At 74.3% G+C, this 20,846-nt stretch carries 16 protein-coding genes; 9 read left to right on the forward strand and 7 right to left on the reverse strand.

Going from position 1 to position 20,846, the window contains the following annotated elements:
• Positions 1–17: 17 nt before the first annotated feature.
• Genes JAO84_RS03350 through JAO84_RS03360 form a run of 3 tightly spaced genes read right to left on the reverse strand, consistent with a single transcriptional unit; the run spans position 18 to position 3,507 of the window.
• Complete coding sequence (locus JAO84_RS03350; protein WP_370410232.1) at positions 18–911, reverse strand: ABC transporter permease; 894 nt, start codon at positions 909–911, stop codon at positions 18–20.
• Complete coding sequence (locus tag JAO84_RS03355; protein WP_370410234.1) at positions 908–1,876, reverse strand: ABC transporter permease; 969 nt, start codon at positions 1,874–1,876, stop codon at positions 908–910. Before JAO84_RS03355 ends, JAO84_RS03350 begins: the two co-directional genes overlap by 4 nt.
• Entirely contained in the window at positions 1,876–3,507 is a 1,632-nt protein-coding gene (locus JAO84_RS03360) for an ABC transporter substrate-binding protein (protein ID WP_370410236.1), read from the reverse strand. Before JAO84_RS03360 ends, JAO84_RS03355 begins: the two co-directional genes overlap by 1 nt.
• Positions 3,508–3,673: 166 nt before the next feature.
• On the opposite strand from JAO84_RS03360, the gene JAO84_RS03365 reads away from it, so the two are divergent.
• On the forward strand, positions 3,674–4,723 hold the full coding sequence (locus tag JAO84_RS03365) for a LacI family DNA-binding transcriptional regulator (RefSeq protein WP_370410238.1): 1,050 nt from the start codon (positions 3,674–3,676) through the stop codon (positions 4,721–4,723).
• Positions 4,724–4,885: 162 nt separating this feature from the next.
• Here the strand turns inward: JAO84_RS03365 and JAO84_RS03370 are convergent, their stop codons facing one another.
• The gene (locus tag JAO84_RS03370; RefSeq protein WP_370410240.1) at positions 4,886–6,520 is read right to left on the reverse strand and encodes an amidohydrolase; all 1,635 of its coding nucleotides are present in this window, start codon (positions 6,518–6,520) and stop codon (positions 4,886–4,888) included.
• Between the two features lie 126 nt (positions 6,521–6,646).
• On the opposite strand from JAO84_RS03370, the gene JAO84_RS03375 reads away from it, so the two are divergent.
• The 3 genes from JAO84_RS03375 (at position 6,647) to JAO84_RS03385 (ending at position 10,235) form a co-directional block, all read left to right on the forward strand.
• Complete coding sequence (locus tag JAO84_RS03375) at positions 6,647–7,357, forward strand: TetR/AcrR family transcriptional regulator (RefSeq protein WP_370410242.1); 711 nt, start codon at positions 6,647–6,649, stop codon at positions 7,355–7,357.
• 158 nt (positions 7,358–7,515) lie between these two features.
• Positions 7,516–8,913, forward strand: a complete 1,398-nt coding sequence (locus JAO84_RS03380; RefSeq protein WP_370410244.1) for an NAD(P)/FAD-dependent oxidoreductase — start codon at positions 7,516–7,518, stop codon at positions 8,911–8,913.
• 107 nt (positions 8,914–9,020) lie between these two features.
• Positions 9,021–10,235: an exo-alpha-sialidase gene (locus JAO84_RS03385; RefSeq protein ID WP_370410246.1), complete on the forward strand. Its 1,215-nt coding sequence runs from the start codon at positions 9,021–9,023 to the stop codon at positions 10,233–10,235.
• Position 10,236: 1 nt separating this feature from the next.
• Here the strand turns inward: JAO84_RS03385 and JAO84_RS03390 are convergent, their stop codons facing one another.
• The 3 genes from JAO84_RS03390 to JAO84_RS03400 form a co-directional block, all read right to left on the reverse strand.
• Positions 10,237–11,289 (reverse strand): M4 family metallopeptidase, encoded by a 1,053-nt coding sequence (locus JAO84_RS03390; protein WP_370410248.1) that lies wholly within the window; start codon positions 11,287–11,289, stop codon positions 10,237–10,239.
• 121 nt (positions 11,290–11,410) lie between these two features.
• Positions 11,411–12,718 (reverse strand): glycoside hydrolase family 6 protein, encoded by a 1,308-nt coding sequence (locus tag JAO84_RS03395; RefSeq protein ID WP_370410250.1) that lies wholly within the window; start codon positions 12,716–12,718, stop codon positions 11,411–11,413.
• Positions 12,719–12,827: 109 nt separating this feature from the next.
• Positions 12,828–13,727 (reverse strand): glycosyltransferase, encoded by a 900-nt coding sequence (locus JAO84_RS03400; RefSeq protein ID WP_370410252.1) that lies wholly within the window; start codon positions 13,725–13,727, stop codon positions 12,828–12,830.
• A 358-nt stretch (positions 13,728–14,085) separates the two neighbouring features.
• Here JAO84_RS03400 and JAO84_RS03405 point away from each other — a divergent pair, with 358 nt between their 5' ends.
• From JAO84_RS03405 to JAO84_RS03425, 5 genes are all read left to right on the forward strand, one after another.
• Positions 14,086–15,561 (forward strand): sugar transferase, encoded by a 1,476-nt coding sequence (locus tag JAO84_RS03405; protein ID WP_370410254.1) that lies wholly within the window; start codon positions 14,086–14,088, stop codon positions 15,559–15,561.
• A gap of 132 nt (positions 15,562–15,693) precedes the next feature.
• On the forward strand, positions 15,694–16,836 hold the full coding sequence (locus tag JAO84_RS03410; RefSeq protein WP_370410256.1) for a Gfo/Idh/MocA family protein: 1,143 nt from the start codon (positions 15,694–15,696) through the stop codon (positions 16,834–16,836).
• On the forward strand, positions 16,833–18,965 hold the full coding sequence (locus JAO84_RS03415; RefSeq protein WP_370410258.1) for an aminotransferase class I/II-fold pyridoxal phosphate-dependent enzyme: 2,133 nt from the start codon (positions 16,833–16,835) through the stop codon (positions 18,963–18,965). The genes JAO84_RS03410 and JAO84_RS03415 overlap by 4 nt, the downstream gene beginning before the upstream one ends.
• Positions 18,962–19,678: an acetyltransferase gene (locus tag JAO84_RS03420; RefSeq protein ID WP_370410260.1), complete on the forward strand. Its 717-nt coding sequence runs from the start codon at positions 18,962–18,964 to the stop codon at positions 19,676–19,678. Before JAO84_RS03415 ends, JAO84_RS03420 begins: the two co-directional genes overlap by 4 nt.
• Entirely contained in the window at positions 19,678–20,793 is a 1,116-nt protein-coding gene (locus JAO84_RS03425) for a DegT/DnrJ/EryC1/StrS family aminotransferase (protein WP_370410262.1), read from the forward strand. The genes JAO84_RS03420 and JAO84_RS03425 overlap by 1 nt, the downstream gene beginning before the upstream one ends.
• Positions 20,794–20,846: the final 53 nt, after the last annotated feature.

A 20,846-nucleotide genomic window follows, 5' to 3' on the forward strand; every position in this document is an offset into this window, starting at 1 on the left:
TGGGGTCATGGGTGGGGTCAGCGCTCCCGCTTCGCGATCCGGTCGGCGAGGCCCTCGCCGACGATGCCGAACGCCACGACGGCGAGGACGATGCAGAACGACGGGGCGAGCGCGGGCAGCATCGCGCCCTGCTGGATCGCCGACTGCCCGTCGTTGATCATGGCGCCCCAGTCGGCGGTGGGCGGCTGCACGCCGAAGCCGAGGAAGGAGAGGGCGGCCAGGTCCATCAGCGCGTAGCCGAAGTTCATCGCGGACTGGGCGAGCACGGTGGGCGCGATGTTGGGCAGCAGGTGGCGCAGGCAGATGGTCCAGCCGGACCAGCCCTGGACGACGTACGACTCGATGTAGGGCCGTGCCTTCTCCTGGCGGGCGATGCCGCGGACGAGGCGTCCGACGTACGGGGTGTAGGCGACGGCCATGGCGGCGACGGGTGCGGTCATGCCGGAGCCGACGACGGCGACCAGCATGATCGCGAGGAGCAGTCCGGGGACGGCGAAGACCAGGTCCATGGAGCGGGAGAGCAGGGTGTCGGCCCAGCCGCCGCGCCAGCCGGCGACGACGCCGAGGACCAGGCCGAGGACGGTGGACACGGCGACGACGAGCAGCGGTCCGAGGAGTCCGGTGCGGGCGCCGTGCAGCAGCCGGGACAGGATGTCGCGGCCGGACTGGTCGGTGCCGAGGAGGTGGTCGCCGCTCGTGCCGACGAGGCTGGCGGACAGGTCGATGGCCTCGGGGTCGTACGGGGCGAGCAGCGGGGCCAGGGCGGCGACGAGGACCAGTGCGGCGAGGACGACGAGGGCGGTGGTGAACAGCGGGCCCTGTCCGCCGAGGGCGCGCAGCCGGCGCAGGCCGGGGCGTCTGCGCAGCGCGGCCGCGGGGTCGGCGGCCCCGGTGGGTGCGGTGAGGGTCATGAGGGGCCTTCTCCGTGGGTGAGCAGGCTGAGCCGGGGGTCGATGAGCGGGGCGAGGAGGTCGACGGCGAGGTTGGCGAGGACGAAGGCGGCGACGCTGAGCAGGGTGATGGCCTGGACGACGGCGAAGTCCTTGGCGGTGACGGACTGGACGAGGAGGGAGCCGAGGCCGGGGACGTCGAAGGCGGTCTCGACGACGGAGGTGGTGACGAGGAGTCCGGCGAGCATGGTGCCGCCGACGGTGACGACGGGGCCGAGGCTGTTGCGCAGTACGTGCCGGCGGACGACGGTGCGGCCGGCGACTCCGCGGGCGCGGGCCACCTCGACGTGGTCGCGGCCGAGTTCGTCGAGCATCGCGGAGCGGGTGACGCGGGCGAGCAGTCCGGCGAAGGTGGTGGCGAGGGCGAAGGCGGGCAGGGTGAGGTGGTAGAGGCGGTCGCCGAGGCCTGCTGGGGTACCGCCGGGTCCGGGGAACCAGCCGAGCTGGACCGAGAACAGCGACACCAGGGCGATGGCGCTGACGAACGACGGTGTGGCGGTGGCGATGCCGGTGCCGATGAGGACGAGCCGGTCGACGAGGCCGGGGCGCAGGGCGGCGAGCACGCCCGCGGTGACGCCGCCGACGGCGACGAGCAGGGCCGCGTACGCCACGAGCAGCACGGTGCCGGTGAAGCGGGAGCCGAGCAGGGCCGAGACGTCCTGGTGGTACTGGGCGGAGCGCCCGAAGTCGCCGCGCAGGACGTCGCCGAGCCAGCCGGCGTACTGCGCGGCGAGCGGGTCGTCGAGGTGGTGCTCGGCGCGCAGCGCGGCCACCGTCTCGGGGGTGGCGGGGCGGCCGTGGAGCAGGAAGGAGACGGGGTCGCCGGGGGCGAGGTGGATGCTCGCGAAGACCACGAACGAGGTGACGAGCAGGACGCCGAGGAGGCCGGCGAGCCGTCCGAGGAGATAGCGGGTGAGTCCGTTCATCAGCGTGCGGCGCCGATCGTCGCGGCCCAGGGGTAGTAGAGCTGGGCGATGCCGGTGGGGGCGCCGGTGACGCGGTTGCCGAGGAAGACCGAGTAGGGCGCCTCGTAGACCGGGATGATCGGCAGTTCGCGTACGGCGATCTTCTGGAGCTCGTTGGTGAGGTCGCTGCGCGGGCCGGGGTCGGCGGCGGCGATGGCCCGGTCGAAGGCGGCGTCGTAGCCGGGATCGGACCAGTTGCCGTAGTTCCCGAAGTCGCCGGTGCGCAGGTACTGGTAGAACTCCAGCGGGTCGGGGGTGTTGTCGTAGCCGTTGGTGATGACGAGGTCGAGTCCCTTGCGGGCGTTCGGGTCGACGAAGATGCTGCTGTACGCCTCGGGGGCGACGGCCTTGAGGCGCACGTCGAGGCCGATCTCGCGGCCGGCGGCCTGGACGGCGTTGGCGACGACGCTGATCTCGGGGGCGAGGCTGCTGGTGACGAGGGTGACGGGCTTGCCGGTGGCGCCGGCCTCCTCGACGAGGGCCTTGGCGGCGGCGACGTCGCGGACCGGGTCGGGCAGTTCCTTGTAGTAGCCCTCGGTGCGCTCGGGACGCAGGGCCCAGGCGCCGCGGGCCGCGGGGGCCTTGGCGGGGATGCCGACGCCGCCGGCGGCGGCCTTGATGATGTTCTCGCGGTCGAGGGCCAGGGAGAGGGCCTTGCGCACCTTGAGGTCGCCGAGGGTGCCCTGGAAGTTCAGGACGGCGAGGTTGGCGGCGGCGGTGTTGGGGCCGAAGTGCACCTTGCCCTTGTCGCTCGCCCGGAGCTGGGCGAGCGAGGAGGACGGGACCATGTAGCCGCCGTCGGCGGTGCCGGTGAGGAAGGCGTTGGTGCGGGCGGCTGAGTCCTCGGTGAAGGTGAAGCGGACCGTGTCGGTCTTGGGCGTGAGCTTCTTGTCCCAGTAGCCGGGGTGCTTCTTGAGGGTGATCGACTCGCCCTGCTGCCACTTCTCCAGGGCGTACGGACCGGTGCAGTTGACCTTGCCGCCGGGGACGCCGTACTCCTTGCCGGCCTTGGCGAGGAAGGCGGCGCTCTCGATGGTGCCGGGCGAGGCGGCCATGAGTTCGTTGAGCAGCATGTCGGGCTTGGTCAGGCGCAGGGTGACCTGGAGCGGGCCGGTCTTCTCGACGGCCTTCACGTTCTTGAAGGCGGAGCCCCAGGGGGAGCCGGTGGCCGGGTCCATCTGGCGCTTGAGGGAGGCGACGACGTCGTCGGCGGTCAGAGGGGTGCCGTCGTGGAAGGTGACGCCGGGGCGCAGGGTGTAGACCCAGACCAGCGGGTCGGGGTTCTCCCACTTCACGGCGAGGCCGGGCTCGATCTTCAGGTCGGGGGTGACCCGGAGCAGCTGCTCGCAGACGTTGGCGAGGACCGTGTTGGGCGGGTAGTCGAAGGCCTGGGCGTAGTCGAGGGTGTACGGCTCGGCGTACAGCGACCATGTGAGGGAGGGCAGCGGGCCCTTCGCCGGCGGCGCGAGCGGGGTGACGGTGTAGTCGCCGGGGCCGGTGCCGGTGGGCTTGGTGGCGCCGGAGCAGGCGGTCGCGGTGAGGGCGAGGGCGGCGGTGGCGGCGAGGAGCAGACCGAGTCTGGGCGTGCGCAAGGAGACCCACCCCTTTACGGGTGTAGTGACGGGGGGCTTGGGGCTGTGGGGGAGGAATGGAGCGAGTATTGATGCGGGAACGTTCCCGCACAAGGGTTTCCGAGACCTTTCCGGAGACTTTGCGGGAACGGTTCTGCTGAGGTCAGCGAGGTGGCAGCATCGGGACGTGACCACACGCGAACCCGATGCCGGGCATGCCGGGGCGAGCCGCGGCGGGGCGGCCGCGCCCCGGGTGCGGCTCGTCGACGTCGCCCGCGAGGCGGGCCTGTCCAAGACCACCGTGTCCGCCGCGCTCAACGGCACCGGGCGGCTCTCCCCCGCCGTGCGGGAGAAGGCGGTCGAGACCGCGCGGCGGATGGGCTACCGGCCCAACGCGACGGCGCGCCAGCTGCGCGCCGGGCGGGCCCGGCTGATCGGCTACGTGGTCGGCGAGTTCGCCGGCGAGCCCTGGACGTATCTCGACTCGCCGTACTTCGCGCAGCTCACCGGTGCGACGTCCGCGGCCGCGCTGCGGCACGGCTACGCCCTGGTGATGCTGCCCGCCGGGACGCTCCAGCGGGAGTGGGCCGATCTGCCCCTGGAGGCGGTGATCGTGGCCGATCCCGTCGAGGACGATCCGCTGGTCGAGGACTTCCTGGCGGCCCGGATCCCGGTCTTCAGCGACGCCTCGGTCGCGGGCCGGGAGGGCGCGCACTGGGTCGACCTGGACACCGACGCGGCGGTACGGGAGTGCCTGGAGCACCTGCGGGCGGGCGGCGCCCGGCGGACCGCGCTGGTGCTGCCCGACAGCACCACCCGGTTCCACCGGCAGATGCTCGCGGCGTACCGCGCCTGGTGCGCCGCGCACGGGGCCGAGGAGCTGGTGACCCTCGTCCCCGAGCCGGGCAACGGTCCGGTGGTACGGGCGGTCGAGCGGGCCCTGACCGCCGAGCCGCGGCCGGACGGCCTGTTCGTGGTCGCGGAGGCCAGTCCGCCGCTGGTCATGGACGCGGCCCGGCGGCTCGGCCTGGCCGCGCCCCGGGACGTACGTGTGGTCTGCGTCAGCGAGGACGAGTCGGCCGCCCACGCGGATCCACCGGTCAGCACGCTGAGCCTGCGCCCGGTCGAGGTCGCCGAGAAGGGCATGGCCCTGCTCGTGGCCGCACTGGAGGGCGGGAGCAGCACGCCCCCCGGCGTGCTGCTCACCGCCCGGCTGGAGGTGCGGGCCTCGTCGTGACTCCCGTATGACGCGGTGGGGCGTCCCGGGGCCCGCGAGGCCGTCCCCCGGCCCGCCAGGGCCGAGTGGAACACCGAGCGCGCGGGCCGGGCGGGGGCGGGCCGACCGGAACGCTCCCCCGGCAGCCCCGGCTCCGCCGGTGGGAGACGTGGTGGACATCGTCTAGGCCCCGTGGACGCGGGTGCCGCCGACGAAGGTCTGCTCGACGCGGGCGTCGGCGATCTCCTCGGGCGGGGCGGTGAGGATGTCGCGGTCGAGGACGACGAGGTCGGCGAGGTGGCCGGGGCGGAGGCTGCCGGTGTCGTCGTGGCCGTTGGCGTGGGCGGAGCCCGCGGTGTAGGCGGCGAGCGCGGTGGTGAGGTCGATGCGCTGCTCGGGGAGGAAGACCCGGCCGTCGGTGGCGCCGGGTTCGGCGCGGTTGACGGCGACATGGAGGCCGGCGAGCGGGTCCGGGCTGCTGACCGGCCAGTCGCTGCCCGCCACCAGGGTGGCGCCGGCGCGGAGAAGGGCGCCGAACGGGTACTGCCAGGCGGCGCGTTCGGGCCCGAGGAAGGGGATGGTCAGCTCGTCCATCTGCGGTTCGTGCGCGGCCCACAGCGGCTGGATGTTGGCGAGCGCGCCGAGCCGGGCGAAGCGGGCGATGTCCTCGGGGTGGACCACCTGGAGGTGGGCCAGGTGGTGCCGGTTGCCGCGCCGGCCGTTGGCGGTGACGGCGGCCTCGATCGCGTCCAGGGCCTCCCGGACGGCGCGGTCGCCGAGCGCGTGGAAGTGCACCTGGAAGTCGAGGGCGTCGAGCGCGGTGACATGGCCGCGCAGCGCCTCGGGGTCGACGAAGCTCATCCCGGTGTTGGCGGTGGCGCAGCCGCAGCCGTCGAGGTAGGGGCTGGTCAGGGCGGCGGTGAAGTTCTCGGCGATGCCGTCCTGCATGATCTTCACCGAGCCGGCGCGGAACCGGCCGTGGCTCAACTTCGCGCGCCGGTCCACGAGTTCGGGGATCTGCTCGGCGCCGCGCGCGCGGTCCCACCACAGCGCGCCGGTGACCCTGGCGGTGAGGGTGCCGTCCTGGGCGGCGGCGAGATACGCGTCGGAGGGGTCGGGGCGGCCGGCGAACTCGCCGAGGATGGCGTCCTGCCAGCCGGTGATGCCGAGCGAGTGGAGCAGGGCCTGGGCGCGCAGCAGTCCGGCGACGCGGTCGGCGGTGGTGCCGGGCGGGACCAGCCGGGAGACCAGGGCCGCCGCGCCTTCCTGGAGGACGCCGGTGGGGTGGCCGTCGGCGTCCCGCTCGATGCGGCCGTCGGCCGGGTCGGGGGTGTCGGCGGTTATCCCGGCGAGTTCCAGGGCGCGGGAGTTGGCCCAGGCGCCGTGGTGATCACGGTTGACCAGGAGGACCGGGCGGTCGGAGACGAGCGCGTCGAGCAACTGCCGGGTGGGCAGGCCGCCTTCGAAGCTCTCCATGGACCAGCCGCCGCCGGTGATCCACGCGTGGTCGGGGTGGTCGGCGGCGAAGCCGGCGATGATCCGCCGGTAGTCGTCGACGCCGGTGGTGCCGCTGAGGTCGCACTCGGCCAGCTCGACGCCTCCGTACACGGCGTGGATGTGGGCGTCCTGGAAGCCGGGGATCAGCAACTTGCCGGTGAGGTCGACGACTTCGGTCGCCGGGCCGACGAGTTCGCGCACCTCGTCGTGGCCGACGGCGATGATCCGCTCGCCGATGACGGCGAGCGAGGTGGCCCGGGTGCGGGCCGGGTCGCCGGTGAAGACGGGACCACCGGTGAAGACCAGGTCGGCCGTGGTCATCTGCGTACTCCTGGAGGGTGAGGGAGCCCCGGAAGAGGGGTGGGGAGGGAGGTGCGCCATGCAACCGCCGCCCCCGTTCGAACGTCAAGGGTGTTGTCGTAAGCGCTCCCCCGGTAGGGTCCGGCCATGGCCGAACGAGTGGTTCCGGAGGGCCGGCGGCAGCGCCGCCGCCCCACCAAGCAGGGCACCGTGCTCTCCGAGCGGGTGATCGTCGAGACGGCGCTGCGGCTCGTGGCCCAGCACGGCGCGGAGGCGTTGTCCGTACGGCGTCTGGGCGCCGCCCTGGGCTCCGACCCCAGCGCGCTGTACCGCTACTTCCGCAACACCGACGACCTGCTGCTCGCCCTCGCCGACGAGATGGTCGGCCGGGCACAGGCGGGCTGGCGGGCCACCGGCGAGTGGCGGGCCGACCTGCGCGAGATCGCCCTGCGCATCCACGCCGCCTACCTGGCGAACCCGCAGGTCGCGGCGCTCGCCGCACACCGCACGACGGGCCGCGCGCACGAGACCCGCGCGGTCGAGGCGATCCTCGGCGTGCTGCGCCGCGCCGGCCTCCCGGACGCGGAGGCGGTCCGGATCTACCACGCCTTCGTCGACCAGGCCCTGGCCTTCGCCGCCCTCGACGCCGCCGCCCTCGCCCTGCCGGAACCGGCCCGCGAGGCCGACGAGCAGGTCTGGCACGCGGCCTACGGCAAGCTCTCGCCCGACACCCACCCGAACGTGGCGGCGACCTACCCGCTGCTCGCGGCGGACATGCGGGACAGCGGCCACCCCTTCGCGCTCGAACTGATGCTGGACGCGGTGGGGGCGCGGCTCGCAGCGCTCGGGGAGAGATAGGGGACCCGGTTCCGGGCGCGGGACCGGCGGCCCGGGACCGGTCGGCGGCGCTTACGTCAACACCATTGACGGAAATCCGCCGCGCCCGGTCTCATGGCGGCACTTCGAAGGCGTGCGGCCCCGAGGCCCCGCCTCCGCGATCCGAAGGAGCACCGCCCATGGACCCGCTGCACGCGCTCCGGGACGCCTCGCCCACCCCCTTCTGGCTGGACGACGCCGACCGCCGGCCGCCCGCCGCGCCGGCTCTCGTCGGGCCCACCGACTGCGATCTGCTCGTGGTCGGCGGGGGCTACAGCGGGCTCTGGACCGCGCTGATCGCCAAGGAGCGCGATCCGTCGGCCGATGTCGTGCTGATCGAGGCGGGCCGGGTCGGCGGCGCCGCGTCCGGGCGCAACGGCGGCTTCTGCGAGTCGAGCCTGACGCACGGACTGGGCAACGGAATTGCCCGCTGGCCCGGGGAGATCGGGCGGCTCGAACGGCTCGGCCGGGAGAATCTGCAGGCCATCGAGGACACGCTCGCCCGGCACGGCATCGACTGCGACTGGCGGCGCAGCGGCTCCCTGGTGGTGGCCACCGAGCCGTACCAGCTCGCGGGTCTGAAGGAGGAGGCCGAGGCCGCCGCGCGGTACGGCGCGGACGTGGCGCTGCTCGACGAGGCGGCGGTGCGGGCCGAGATCGACTCCCCCACCTTCCTCGGCGGGCTGTGGAACAAGGACGGGGTCGCCATGATCGACCCGGCGCGGCTCGCCCACGGCCTCAAGCGCGCCTGCCAGGAGCTCGACGTCCGGGTGTACGAGCACACGCCGGGCAGCCGGCTCACCGAGGACGGCGCCCGGATCGCGGTCACCACGCCCTACGGCCGGGTGCGCGCCCGCAAGGTCGCGCTCGCCACCAACGCGTACCCCTCGCTCCTTCGCCGGCACCGCCCGTACACCGTCCCCGTCTACGACTACGCGCTGATGACCGAGCCCCTGACGGATCATCAACTCGCCTCCGTGGCCTGGCGGAACCGGCAGGGCTTCGCCGACTGCGCCAACCGCTTCCACTATGTGCGCCTGTCCGCCGACAACCGGATCCTGTGGGGCGGCTTCGACGCCGTCCACCGCTTCCGGGGCGGTGTGCGGGCCGAGCGGGACCAGCGCCCGGAGACCTTCGCGACCCTCGCCCGGCACTTCTTCGAGACCTTCCCGCAGCTCGCCGGGGTCCGCTTCAGTCACGCCTGGGGCGGCGCGATCGACACCAGCACCCGCTTCTGCGTCTTCTTCGACACCAGCCACCGCGGCCGGGTGGCGTACGCGGCCGGCTACACGGGTCTCGGCGTGGGCGCCACGCGCTTCGGCGCCGAGGTGATGCTCGACCTGCTCACCGGGGCGCGCACCGAGCGCACCTCGCTCGAGCTGGTGCGCCGCAAGCCGCTGCCGTTCCCGCCCGAGCCGGTGCGGTCGGTCGGCATCGGGATCACGCAGTGGGCGCTCGCCCGCGCCGACGCCCGCGAGGGGCGCCGCAATCTGTGGCTGCGCGCCCTGGACCGCGTGGGCCTCGGTTTCGACAGCTGAGCCCCCGCCCGTACCGCTGCCGCGTTCACCTCGTCTTCGCCCTCCGACTCCCGTCCCATGGCCCGCTGTTGGGGGCCGTGTCGCCGGGACGAGGTGCGGTGGGCGGCATGCGACGGGGGCGATGGCGGCGATGGGGACACGTGGCGGCGGCGGTCGCGCTGACGGTGGCGGTCCTGGCGGCGGACGAGCCGCCCGGGCCTGCGCGGTGCGCGGGCTCGGTGCCGTACACCGCCGGGACCGGCGGCTACGCGGTCTACCGGATACCGGCCGTCGTCCGCACCCCCGCCGGCACCCTGCTCGCCTTCGCCGAGGGCCGGGTGCACGGGGCGGGGGACGCGGGCGCCGTGGATCTGGTGCTGCGGCGCTCGGCGGACGGCGGCTGCACCTGGGGGCCGCTGATCGTGGTCGCGGCCGGGCACGGGGACACCCGCGGCAATCCGGCCCCGGTGGTCGACCCGGCGAGCGGCGACGTCGTGCTGCTCTCCTCGGGCAACGCCGGTACGGCGACCGAACGCTCCGTGCTCCAGGGGCGGGTGGACCCGGCGCACGGGCGGCGGGCGTACGTCCAGCGCAGCACGGACGACGGGCGCGGTTTCTCCGCGCCCGAGGACATCACCGCCTCGGTCAAGCGGCCCGACTGGCGCTGGTACGCCACCGGCCCCGGGCACGCGCTCGCCCTCACCCACGGCCGGTACGCGGGCCGGCTCGTCGTCCCCGCCGACCACTCGGCCGCGCCGCCGCCCGGCTCCACGGACACCGGCCGCGAGCCGCGCCACTACGGCGCGCACGCCCTGCTCAGCGACGACGGCGGCCACAGCTGGCGGATCGGCGCCGCGGACGAGTCGTACGACGGAGGCGTCAACAGCAACGAGTCCACGGCGGCCGAACTCCCCGACGGCAGCCTCTACTTCAGCACCCGCGACCAGCTCGGCGACGCCCCCGGCCACCGCGCCGACAGCCGTTCGGCCGACGGCGGCGCGAGCCTGGAGCGCCCGTACGCGCCGCAGCCCGCGCTCGCCGCCGTCCCCGTGGTGCAGGGCAGTCTGCTGTACGTGTCCGGGCCGGGGCCGGGGCGGCCCGGGCTGCTGCTGTTCTCCGCGCCGTCGGTGCCGGACCGGCGCGCCGCCGAGGCGCTGTGGACCAGCGCCGACGGCGGCCGCGCCTTCACCCGGGCGCTCACCCTGTCACCGGCCCCCGCCGCGTACTCGGACCTGGTGCGGGTGGACGCGGGGACGGTCGGCGTGCTGTACGAGACGGGGGTGCGCGGCCCGTACGAGTCGATCGCCTTCCGGCGCGTCCCGCTGGCCCGGCTCGGCCGATGACTCAGACGCCGGGTATCTCCCGGGCCCGGAAGGCGTCGCGGACCGCGTCGGCGGCGGCCTGTCCGTACATGCTCCGGGCGGTCGCGACGGTCTGGGCCGCCGCGGCCGAGAAGGAGGTGTCGGGGGCGAAGCCGAACTGGGCGTTGACGATGATCCGGTCGGCGGTACGGGCGCCGAGCGCCGTGCGGATGTCCCAGAGCGCGCGGGACCAGATCTCGCCGTCCGCGTGGACCTCGCCGACCCGGTCGGCGTAGACCTTGGTGCCGTCCAGGCGCCGCAGGCAGTGCGGGGCGCCGCTGTACATGACGGAGTCCCAGTCGCCGACGCAGGCGAGGTCGGTGCGCACCGGCCAGCCGTGGCGGGTGGCGGCGTTCGTGCCGACGGCGACGGCGAGGTAGTCGCCGAAGGCCTCGCCGATCGCGCCGGCCTCGGCGGAGGCGCCGAAGCCGGGCACCTGGGCCTCGTGCACGGCGTGCCCGTACTCGTGGACGATCACCTCGGCGTCCTCGGCGTCGTCGACGCCGCCCTTGCCGAAGCGGATCTCGTCCTTCTTGTCGGTGAAGAAGGAGTTGTCGGCGCCCCACTGGTTGATCCGCACGGGCTGCACCCGGTCGTTGGCGCCGGGGAGTTCGCTGCCGAAGCCGAGGCCCTGGAGGTAGTCCTGCGCCTCGTTGACCCAGAAGTACGCCATGACCTGCTCGAACTGGTCGTCGTGCCGGTCGTACGAGCCGATGTCGGCGACCTTCGCCGAGGCGCCGGTGTCGGACCGGACGGAGGCCCAGCGGCCGGAGAGGCCGCCGCTGCCGTCGAGGTTGCGCAGCTCCGCGAGCGTGTAGGCGGAGGCGGGGACCGCGGTGGCGGAGTCCTTGGCGTCGGTGAGCGACTGGTCGCCCGTGGACTGCACAGGGTTGACCATGAAGATGCGGGCCTGGGGCCCGGCGGAGTGCGGGGCGGTGTCCGCGGCGGCGGCCGGTCCGGCCAGTCCCGCGGGGGCGATCAGCGCCACGGTGGCGGTGGCCGCGGCGATCAGGCCGCGGGATGTGCGGCGAGCCATCAACGTCCTCCCGGTGTGGGATGCGAGGTGAGGGTGAAGGGGTGGTGCCGACGTGCGGGCGTGATCATCGCGCACGGCACCACCCCGCGTCGAGGGCTTGGAGGTACGGATCCGCTTCGGTTCAGGGCAGCAGTGCGGGTTCGGCGTCGCGGGCGAGCGCGTGGGCGAACTCCGGCCACCAGGCGCCGGCGGGCGGGTCGACCACTCCGTACACCGGGTCGGCGGGGCCGGTGGTGCCGCGGGTGCAGCTGCCGTCGGAGTCGCCGATGGTCTTCACGTACAGATAGGCGTCGACGAGCGGCTGTCCGGTGTCGGCGGTGGGGCGCGGGCCCATGCCGCGGCCGGGCGGGTTGCACCAGGTCTCGGGGTCGGGGTACGTGCCGGCGGCGGGCTTCCAGGGGCCCTTGCCGTTGCGGCTGGTGTCGACGACGAAGTGGGCGAGTTCCGTGGTGGCGGGCTGACCGACGGTCTGGTCGTACCAGGCGTCGGTCCAGTGCCAGGTGGTGGGGTCGTCGGCGGAGACGGCGTTGCCGGGGCTGCCGTCGTTGGGCGCGGCGGCGGAGTAGTACTGGCTCGCGCACCAGTCGGTGTGGCCGCGGCCCCAGTCGGGGCCCTGGGTGGCGAACCAGACGCACTTGGCCAGCCAGCCGCCGTAGCGGGTCTGGTGGTCGGTGGGCTGGAAGTTGGAGACGTTGAGCGCGAAGCCGTCGGCGCGGTCGACGCCGGCGTCGATCAGCCGCTGGGCCATGTCGCCGACGGCGCGCCACTGGCTGTTGCCGGCGTCGAGGTAGACGAGGGTGCGGGGGTGTTGCTTGAGCGCGGTGACGGCGAAGCCGAGGTCGGCGAGGCGGGCCCTGGTCAGCTCGCCGGTGGGGTCGCCGGTGCCGGCGCAGTCCTTGGGGAGCGCGCCGAGTCCGTCGGGTTCGAGGAGGACGACGGCGGGGCCGTCGCCGATGCCGTCGGCGAGCGCGGTGACCCACTCCCGGTAGGCGGTGGAGGACGCGGCGCCGCCGCCGGAGTACAGGCCGCAGTCCCGGCCGGGCACGTTGTACGCGACGAGGACGGGCACCTGTCCGGCTGCGCCGGCGCGTGCGCCGAGCGCGGCGGCGTCCGTGCGCGCCTGTTCGGGCGTCCCGCCGGTGAACCAGGCCGCCTGCGGCAGGGCGGCGAGGCGGGTCATCCGGGCGGCGTCGTCCGTGTCCCCGGCCGCCGCGTCGGCGACGGCCTGCCGGGCGGCGCCGTTGTCGGGCTCCACATAGAACCGGGTCGTCGGCGTGAGGGTGGGCGTGACCGGCTCCTCGGCGCGCGCCGCCGGTCCGCCGGCCGCCCAGGCGGCGCAGACGGCGAGTGCCGTCACGAGTCCGGCGGTGCGCCGATGCTGTCCCGGTCTCCGGTCCGTCTTCCGGTCCGTCTTCCGATCCGTCTGCATGTGGCCTCCCTCGGCCTCCCCCGACACGGTCGCGAGCAGCCTAGGGGTTTTCGATCTTCGACGGGGGCGGAATGCGGGCCTCCTCCGGCGCGGGCGGCGCGCGGGGCGCTCACTCCTGCCGGCTGCTCTCGTCCCTCAGCCAGGTGTCGAAGTCGCGCGCCCTGATCGCCTTGCGCGCGCCCCTGCGCGCCGTGAGCGCCGCCGACAGGAAGACGAGCATCGCGGGGAGCAGGGTGGGTTCGGCGCGCAGCAGGGCGCGGAGGTCGCCGAGGCCGGTGCGGGCGGTGGGCGGCGGGGCCGGGGTGGTGGGGGCGGCGGCGATGGCGGCCGGAGTGGGAGATTCCACCGACTCCCGCTGCCGCTCCTCCAGTTGGGCCGTCGAGGTGGCCGCGCGGACCCGGCGGCGGATCAGGTCGGGCCAGGTGCGCGGCGGGCGCACGACGACCCTGGCGGCCGGGACGACGGCGCGTTCGGCGGGCGCGAAGGCGAGGGACGCGGCGAGGTCGTCGGCCATCAGCGGCGGGAGCGCGGCGATACGGGCATGGCCCTCGCCGGTCATGGCGATCACCCCGCGCCCGAACAGCCCCTCGCGCACGGCGGGCAGCCGCTGCCAGACCCGGTAATAGGCCCGCACCCGCCAGGAGCAGCCGGTCATCGGCAACTCGCGCTCGGGCGCGGCGGCGAGCACAGCGCCGGGGCCGGAGAGTGCGGCGGTCAGCGCACGCACGTCGGCGGCGCCGAGTTCCACGTCGGCGTCCACGTACACCCGGGGGAAGCCCTCGGCGTGCCGGTCGCCGAGGCGCAGGGCCTCGTGCTTGGACGGGACGGGGGTCTCGACGACGCGGACCCCGGGGCCGCGGGCGGTGGCGACGGCGGCGGTGCCGTCCGTACAGCCGTTGGCCACGACGAGGATGTCGAACTCCCCCTCGCCGGCGCCGTCCAGAAGGCGGTCGAGCAGCCGGCCGAGGGTGCGTTCCTCGTTGTGCGCGGGGATCACGATGCTGGGCACGGGGACAGTATGACCAAGGAGTCCCACTCTTCCCACTCTTACAGTTCCTTCAACTATCGGTAGGAGTTTCACACAACTCCTGGATGGCCTGCCCCAGTTGGTCTAGATTGAGCGCTGCCGGATCCGCTCGGTCGAAACAATCGTCCCGGGCGGATTCTGCGTCCTGTGCGGACCCGGCCGTGGCTGGGGAGACTTGCGACCTCGGTCCGCACCGTTCAGTCAGGCGGAAGAGCCGCGCACCCTCGTCGACCGTCGCCGCCCTTCCCCTGCCCGTGAGTCGTGCGCTCGCCGGGCGAATCGGGGGGAAGTGGCGCGGGGGTTCAACGGGGTGCGCGCGAAGCGCCCTTGGGGGGAATGGATGACCGTCCTGCCGGTCACGCATGAGCGGCACCGTGTCGAATCCACACATGTCGACCTTCCTCTCCGCCCGTGGTGGCGGAGAAGACACCAGCTCGCGCTGCTCGCCGCGGACTCCGCGGCGGCGGGCCTCGCCGCACTCTTCGTGCTGCGCGCGGGCGGTCACTGGCCGGCCGTGGCGGCGCTGCCGCCGGCCTGGGCGGCCGTGCTGCACGCCCACGGCGGTTACGCGCGGGGCCCGTTGGGCTCCGGCACCGAGGTGTACCGGCGGGTGCTGCGCGGCGCGCTCGTCCTTCCGGCGCTCGCGGCCGTCCTGGGCTGGGGCCTGGGCCGCGATCCGGACCTGATGTACGAGATGATCCTGGCCGCACCGGTGGCCGCGGGGCTCTCGCTGGGCGTCCGGTACGCCCTGCGGCGGCGGCTGCGCGGGCACTGGGCGCGCGGCCGGGGCCGTACCACCGCCGTCCTGGTCGGCCCGTCGGCCGGGGTGGCCGAGCTGCTCGCCGCCCTGCTCCGGGACCGGCTGCCGGGCGCGCCCCCGGGCTCCGTGCTCCAGGGCATGGACATCGCCGGGGTGTGCCTGACGGACCCGGTGAACGCCGCCGAGGTGGACCGCTACGACGTGCAGGTGCTCGGCGGGGTCGACGAAGTGCCCGGTGCGATACGGATGTTCGGAGAAGCGACGGCCGTCGTGGTGCTGCCGTCGGCGGAGATCGACGCGCCGCTGCTCCGCCGGCTCGCGTGGAGCACGGCGGCCGCCGGGGGCGACTTCCTGATCGCCCCGGCCTTCGGCGACGTGGCCGCGTCGCGCCTTGAGGTGCGGCCGGTCGGCGGGGTGCCGCTGATCCACGTACGGGCGCCGCGCATGTCACGCCTTTCCCGGCTCCCGAAGGAGCTGGCCGACCGGCTGGTGGCGGCGGTGCTGCTCCTGCTCCTTTCCCCGCTGATGTGCGGGGTGGCGCTCGCCGTAAGGCTCGGCAGCAAGGGTCCGGCGCTGTTCCGGCAGGTCCGGGTGGGGCTGCACGGCAAGCAGTTCACGATGCTGAAGTTCCGGACGATGCGGCCGGACGCGGAGGCCCGCCGGGCGGAGCTGGCGCACGCCAATCACAACAGCGACGGTCTGCTGTTCAAGGTGCGCGACGATCCGCGGGTGACCCGGATCGGGGCCACGCTGCGCCGCTACTCGCTCGACGAACTGCCGCAGCTGTTCAACGTGCTGAGCGGGCGCATGTCGCTGATCGGTCCGCGGCCGCCACTGCCCGAGGAGGTCGCGGGCTACACCCACGAGGTGCGCCGCCGGCTGCTCGTGAAGCCCGGGCTCACCGGTCTGTGGCAGGTCAGCGGGCGCTCCGACCTGCCGTGGGAGGAGGCGGTCCGCCTCGACCTCGCGTACGTGGACAACTGGTCGCTCCGCCTGGACGCCGAGATCCTGCTGCGCACCGGCCCCGCCGTGGTCCGCGGCACCGGCGCCTACTGACCCCCGGGCGCCCCGCCCGCCCCGTATCACCCCGGCCCGCCCCGTACTCCCGCCGTCACGGAAGACCGTCCCGACGAGAGTCCAGAAGACCCGCCCGTCCCGATCCGCCCACCCTGTATGGAGGGGAACACGTTGAACGAAGCCGACCGACCCGACGAGCGGCTGGGAGTCGCCGTCATAGGCGCCGGCTACTGGGGACCCAACCTGGTGCGCAACTTCCAGGCCAGCGACCGGTTCCGGCTGCGCTGGCTGTGCGACCTCGATGTCGCGCGCGCCGAGCGGGTCCTCGGCGGGTACTCCACCGTGCGGGCCACCGCCGACTACGCGGCGGTGCTCGCCGACCCGGAGGTCGCCGCGGTCGCCGTCGCCACCCCGGCCGGCACCCATCTGGACGTGGCGCTCGCCGCGCTGCGCGCCGGGAAGCACGTCCTGGTCGAGAAGCCGCTGGCCACCACCTACGCCGACGGGGCGCGGCTGGTCGCGGAGGCCGAGGAGCGCGGGCTGACCCTGATGTGCGACCACACGTACTGCTACACCCCGGCCGTGGCGAAGATCCGCGAGCTGGTGCACCAGGGCGCGCTCGGCGAGATCCACTACGTGGACTCGGTGCGGATCAACCTCGGCCTGGTGCAGAAGGACATCGACGTGCTGTGGGACCTGGCCCCGCACGATCTGTCGATCCTGGACTTCATCCTGCCCGAGCACGTGGAGCCGGTGGCGGTCGCCGCGCACGGCGCGGACCCGATCGGCGCGGGCCGGGACTGCATCACGTACCTCACGCTGCAGCTGAACACCGGGGCCATCGCGCATGTGCACGTGAACTGGCTGTCCCCGACCAAGGTGCGCACCACCATGGTCGGCGGCGCCAAGCGCACCCTGGTCTGGGACGACCTGAACCCGGCGCAGCGCCTCGCGGTCTTCGACCGGGGCGTGGACCTGACCACGCCGCAGGACCTGGGCGCGGACGAGCGCCGGGAGGCGCTGATCTCGTACCGCAGCGGCGACATGGTCGCACCGGCGCTCGGCGAGAAGGAGGCGCTGCGCGGCATGGTCGACGAGTTCGCGGCGGCGATCACCGAGGGCCGGGCGCCGCTGACCGACGGGCGGGCGGGCCTCAGGGTCCTGGACATTCTGGAGGCGGCCTCGCGGAGCCTGGAGTTCCGCGGTGCGGTCGTCGGTCTGCGGACCGGTGGTGACCGGGCACTGCCCGCACTGCCGACACCGCGGGACGGGTCTGCGAAGAACGTGAACGAAGCGGCGGGAGAACGGCGTTGAGCGACTTCGAGGGCAAGCGGATCCTGGTCACCGGCGGTGCCGGGACGATCGGCTCGCATGTGACGGACCTGCTGGTCGAGGGGGGTGCGCGCGAGGTGGTCGTGCTCGACAACTTCGTGCGCGGCCGGCGGGCCAATCTGGCCCGGGCGATGGCGAGCGGCCGGGTGGAGCTGGTCGAGGGCGACATCCGGGACGCGGCGACGGTGCGCCGGGTGACCGAGGGCGCCGATCTCGTGTACCACCTGGCGGCGATCCGGATCACCCAGTGCGCGGAGGAGCCGCGGCTCGCCAACGAGGTGATGGTCGACGGCACGTTCAACGTCCTGGAGGCCGCGGCGGCGGCCGGGGTGGGCAAGGTGATCGCCTCGTCCTCGGCCTCGGTCTACGGTCTGGCCGAGTCGTTCCCGACGACCGAGCGCCATCACCCGTACAACAACGACACCTTCTACGGGGCGGCGAAGGCCTTCAACGAGGGCATGCTGCGCAGTTTCCACGCGATGTACGGCCTGGACTACGTGGCCCTTCGCTACTTCAACGTGTACGGGCCGCGGATGGACATCCACGGCCTGTACACCGAGGTGCTGATCCGCTGGATGGAGCGGATCGAGGCGGGCGAGCCGCCGCTGATCCTGGGCGACGGCACGCAGACGATGGACTTCGTGGACGTCCGCGACATCGCGCGCGCCAACATCCTGGCCGCGCGGCCCGAGTTGACCGACGAGGTGTTCAACGTGGCCTCGGCGACCGAGACCTCGCTTCGGGAGCTCGCGGACGCGCTGCTCGACGTGATGGGCTCGGACCTGGAGCCGGTGCACGGCCCGGCGCGCGCGGTCAACGGCGTGACGCGGCGGCTCGCGGACACCACGCTCGCCGAGGAGCGGCTCGGCTTCAAGGCCGAGATCGATCTGCGGACGGGTCTGAAGGACCTGGTCGACTGGTGGCGGGCCGAGAAGGGCGCGACCGCGACGGACGCCGACCGGGCGGCCGCGCGGCCGGTGAAGATCCCGGTGATGGTGCCGTGGCTGGGCGAGGAGGAGGCGACGGCCGCCGCCGACGCCGTGCGCTCCGGCTGGGTCGCGCAGGGGCCGCGGGTCGCCGCCTTCGAGCAGGCCTTCGCCGAGCGGGTCGGCGCCGCGCACGGCGTGGCCGTCAGCTCCTGCACCACCGCCCTGCACCTGGCGCTGGTCGCGCTCGGCCTGGGCCCCGGGGACGAGGTGATCGTCCCCTCGCTGTCCTTCATCGCCACCGCCAACGCCGTACGGTACGTGGGCGCCGCACCGGTCTTCGCCGATGTCGACCTGGCCACCGGCAACCTCACGGCGGCGACCGTGGACGCGGTCCGCACCGCGCGCACCAGGGCGGTGCTCGTCGTCCACCAGGCCGGGGTGCCGGCCGATGTCGCGGCGCTCCGGGCGGCCTGCGAGGGCTGGGGGCTGCCGCTGGTCGAGGACGCGGCCTGTGCGATCGGCTCGACCGTCGACGGCGGGTCCGTCGGCCGGGGCGCGCTGCTCGCCGCCTGGTCGTTCCACCCGCGCAAGCTGCTCACCACCGGCGAGGGCGGCATGGTCACCACCGACGACGCCGAGTGGGCGGCGCGGCTGCGGCGGCTGCGCGAGCACGGCATGAACGTGTCGGCGGCCGACCGGCACGCGAGCGGCAAGCCCGTCCTGGAGAGCTATCTGGAGACCGGGTTCAACTACCGGATGACCGACATCCAGGCGGCGGTCGGCCTGGCCCAGCTGGAGAAACTGGACGCGCTGGTGGCCCGGCGCCGCGAACTGGCGGCCCGATACACGGAGTTGCTGACGGACCTGCCGGGCCTGCGGCCGGTGCGGGACCCGGAGCACGGGACGGGGAACTTCCAGTCGTACTGGGTGCTGCTCGACACCCGCTTCCCGGTCGGCCGCGACGAACTCCTCGCCCGGCTCGCCGAGTCGGGGATCTCGGCGCGGCGCGGCATCATGGCGAGCCATCTCGAACCGGCCTACGCCGGGCACCCGGCCGGGCCGCTGCCGGTCACCGAGCGGATCAGCCGCGACTCGCTGATCCTGCCGCTGTTCCACACGATGACCGAGGAGCAGCAGGACCGGGTGGTCGCGGCGCTGCGGGAAGCGGCGGCGGGTCGGTGACCGCACGGCTCGTGATCATCGGTGCGGGCGGGTTCGCGCGGGAGACCGCGCAGGCCGCCCGCGCCGCCGGCCTGCCGCTCGCGGGTCATCTGGACGACGATCCGGCGCTGCACGGCGCCGAGGTGGACGGGGTGCCGGTGCTCGGCGGCACCGGGCTCGTGCCCGAGCTCCCGGACGCCTCGTTCGTGGTGTGCGTGGGCAGCCCCCGCGACTACGCCTCCCGGGCCCGGATCGTCGCCCGCCTCGGCCTGCCCGAGGAGCGCTACACCACGGTGGTGCATCCGACCGCCGCCGTCTCGGCGAGCTCGGTGCTCGGCCCCGGCACGGTGCTGCTCGCGCACACCGTCCTGACGGCCGCGGTGACGGTGGGCCGGCATGTGGCGGTGATGCCGCACACCGTGCTCACCCACGACGACGTGCTCGGCGACTTCGCCACCCTCGCCTCGGGCGTACGGCTCGGGGGCACCGTCCGGGTCGGCACCGGCGCCTATCTCGGGGCGGGCGCGATGGTCCGCGAGGGCACCGCGGTCGGCGCCTGGTCGCTGGTCGGCATGGGCTCCGTGGTCCTCGCCGACCTGCCGCCGGGCGAGGTGTGGGCGGGCTCGCCCGCCCACCGCCTGCGCACCGCGCCGCCGCCCGCGCTCGAACAGCTCGCGGCGCACGACACCGTCGCCGCCGCCCCACCCGTACCGGCTCGAGGAGCGAACCGCTGATGAACCACATTCCCCTGGTCGACCTGAAGGCGGCGCACGCGGAGGTCGAGGCCGAGATACGCGCCGGCTTCGACCGGGTCCTCGCGAACACCGCCTTCATCGGCGGCGAGGAGGTCGCGGAGTTCGAGCGCGAGTACGCCGCGTTCGGCGGGGTCGCCCATGTGGTCGGCGTCGCCAACGGCACCGACGCCCTGGAGCTGGCGCTGCGGGCGAGCGGGGTCGGCGCGGGCGACGAGGTCGTGCTGCCCGCCAACACCTTCATCGCCACCGCCGGGGCGGTGGCCCGCACCGGCGCCCGGCCGGTCCTGGTCGACTGCGCCCCCGACACCCTGCTCATCGACACCGCCGCCGCGCTCGCCGCGGTCGGCGAGGCCACCCGGGCGGTGGTGCCGGTGCATCTGTACGGGCAGTGCGCGGACGTCGCCGCGCTCGCCGCCGGCCTGCCGGAGCGGGTGCGGATCGTGGAGGACGCGGCGCAGAGCCAGGGCGCGAGCCGCGCCGGGCGCACCCCGGGCAGCGGCGGCATCGCCGCGACCAGCTTCTACCCGGGCAAGAACCTCGGCGCGTACGGCGACGCGGGCGCGGTGCTCACCGACGACCCGGAGGCCGCGGCCCTGGTGCGGGCCGTCGCCAATCACGGCGGGGTGGCGAAGTACCGGCACGACGTGCCCGGGTTCAACAGCCGGCTCGACGGTCTGCAGGCCGTCGTGCTGCGGGCCAAGCTGCGCCGGCTCGCGGCCGGCAACGAGGCCCGGCGGACGGCGGCGGCCCGTTACGACGAGCTGCTCGCCCCGCTCGCGGAGGCCGGCCGGGTGGTCCTGCCGGTCACCGACGGGGGCAACGCACATGTCTGGCACCTGTATGTGCTGCGGGTGCCGGGCGCCGACCGGGACGCGGTGGTGGGCAAGCTCAACGCGAGCGGCATCGGGGCGGGCGTGCACTATCCGCAGCCGGTGCACCTGACGCCCGCGTACGCCCATCTCGGCCATAAACGCGGGGACTTCCCGCACGCGGAACGGGCCGCCGACGAGATCCTGTCGCTGCCCCTCTTCCCGCAGATCACCCACGACCAGCAGCGCAGGGTCGTGGACGCACTGGTGAACGCCCTGGACTGACGTCAGGGCGTGTGTGCCTCTGTCGGGCCGGTCCGCTCCGCATCCCCGAGGAC

Origin of the sequence: Streptomyces fradiae (genome assembly GCF_041270065.1) — a bacterium.
GTDB lineage: Bacteria > Actinomycetota > Actinomycetes > Streptomycetales > Streptomycetaceae > Streptomyces.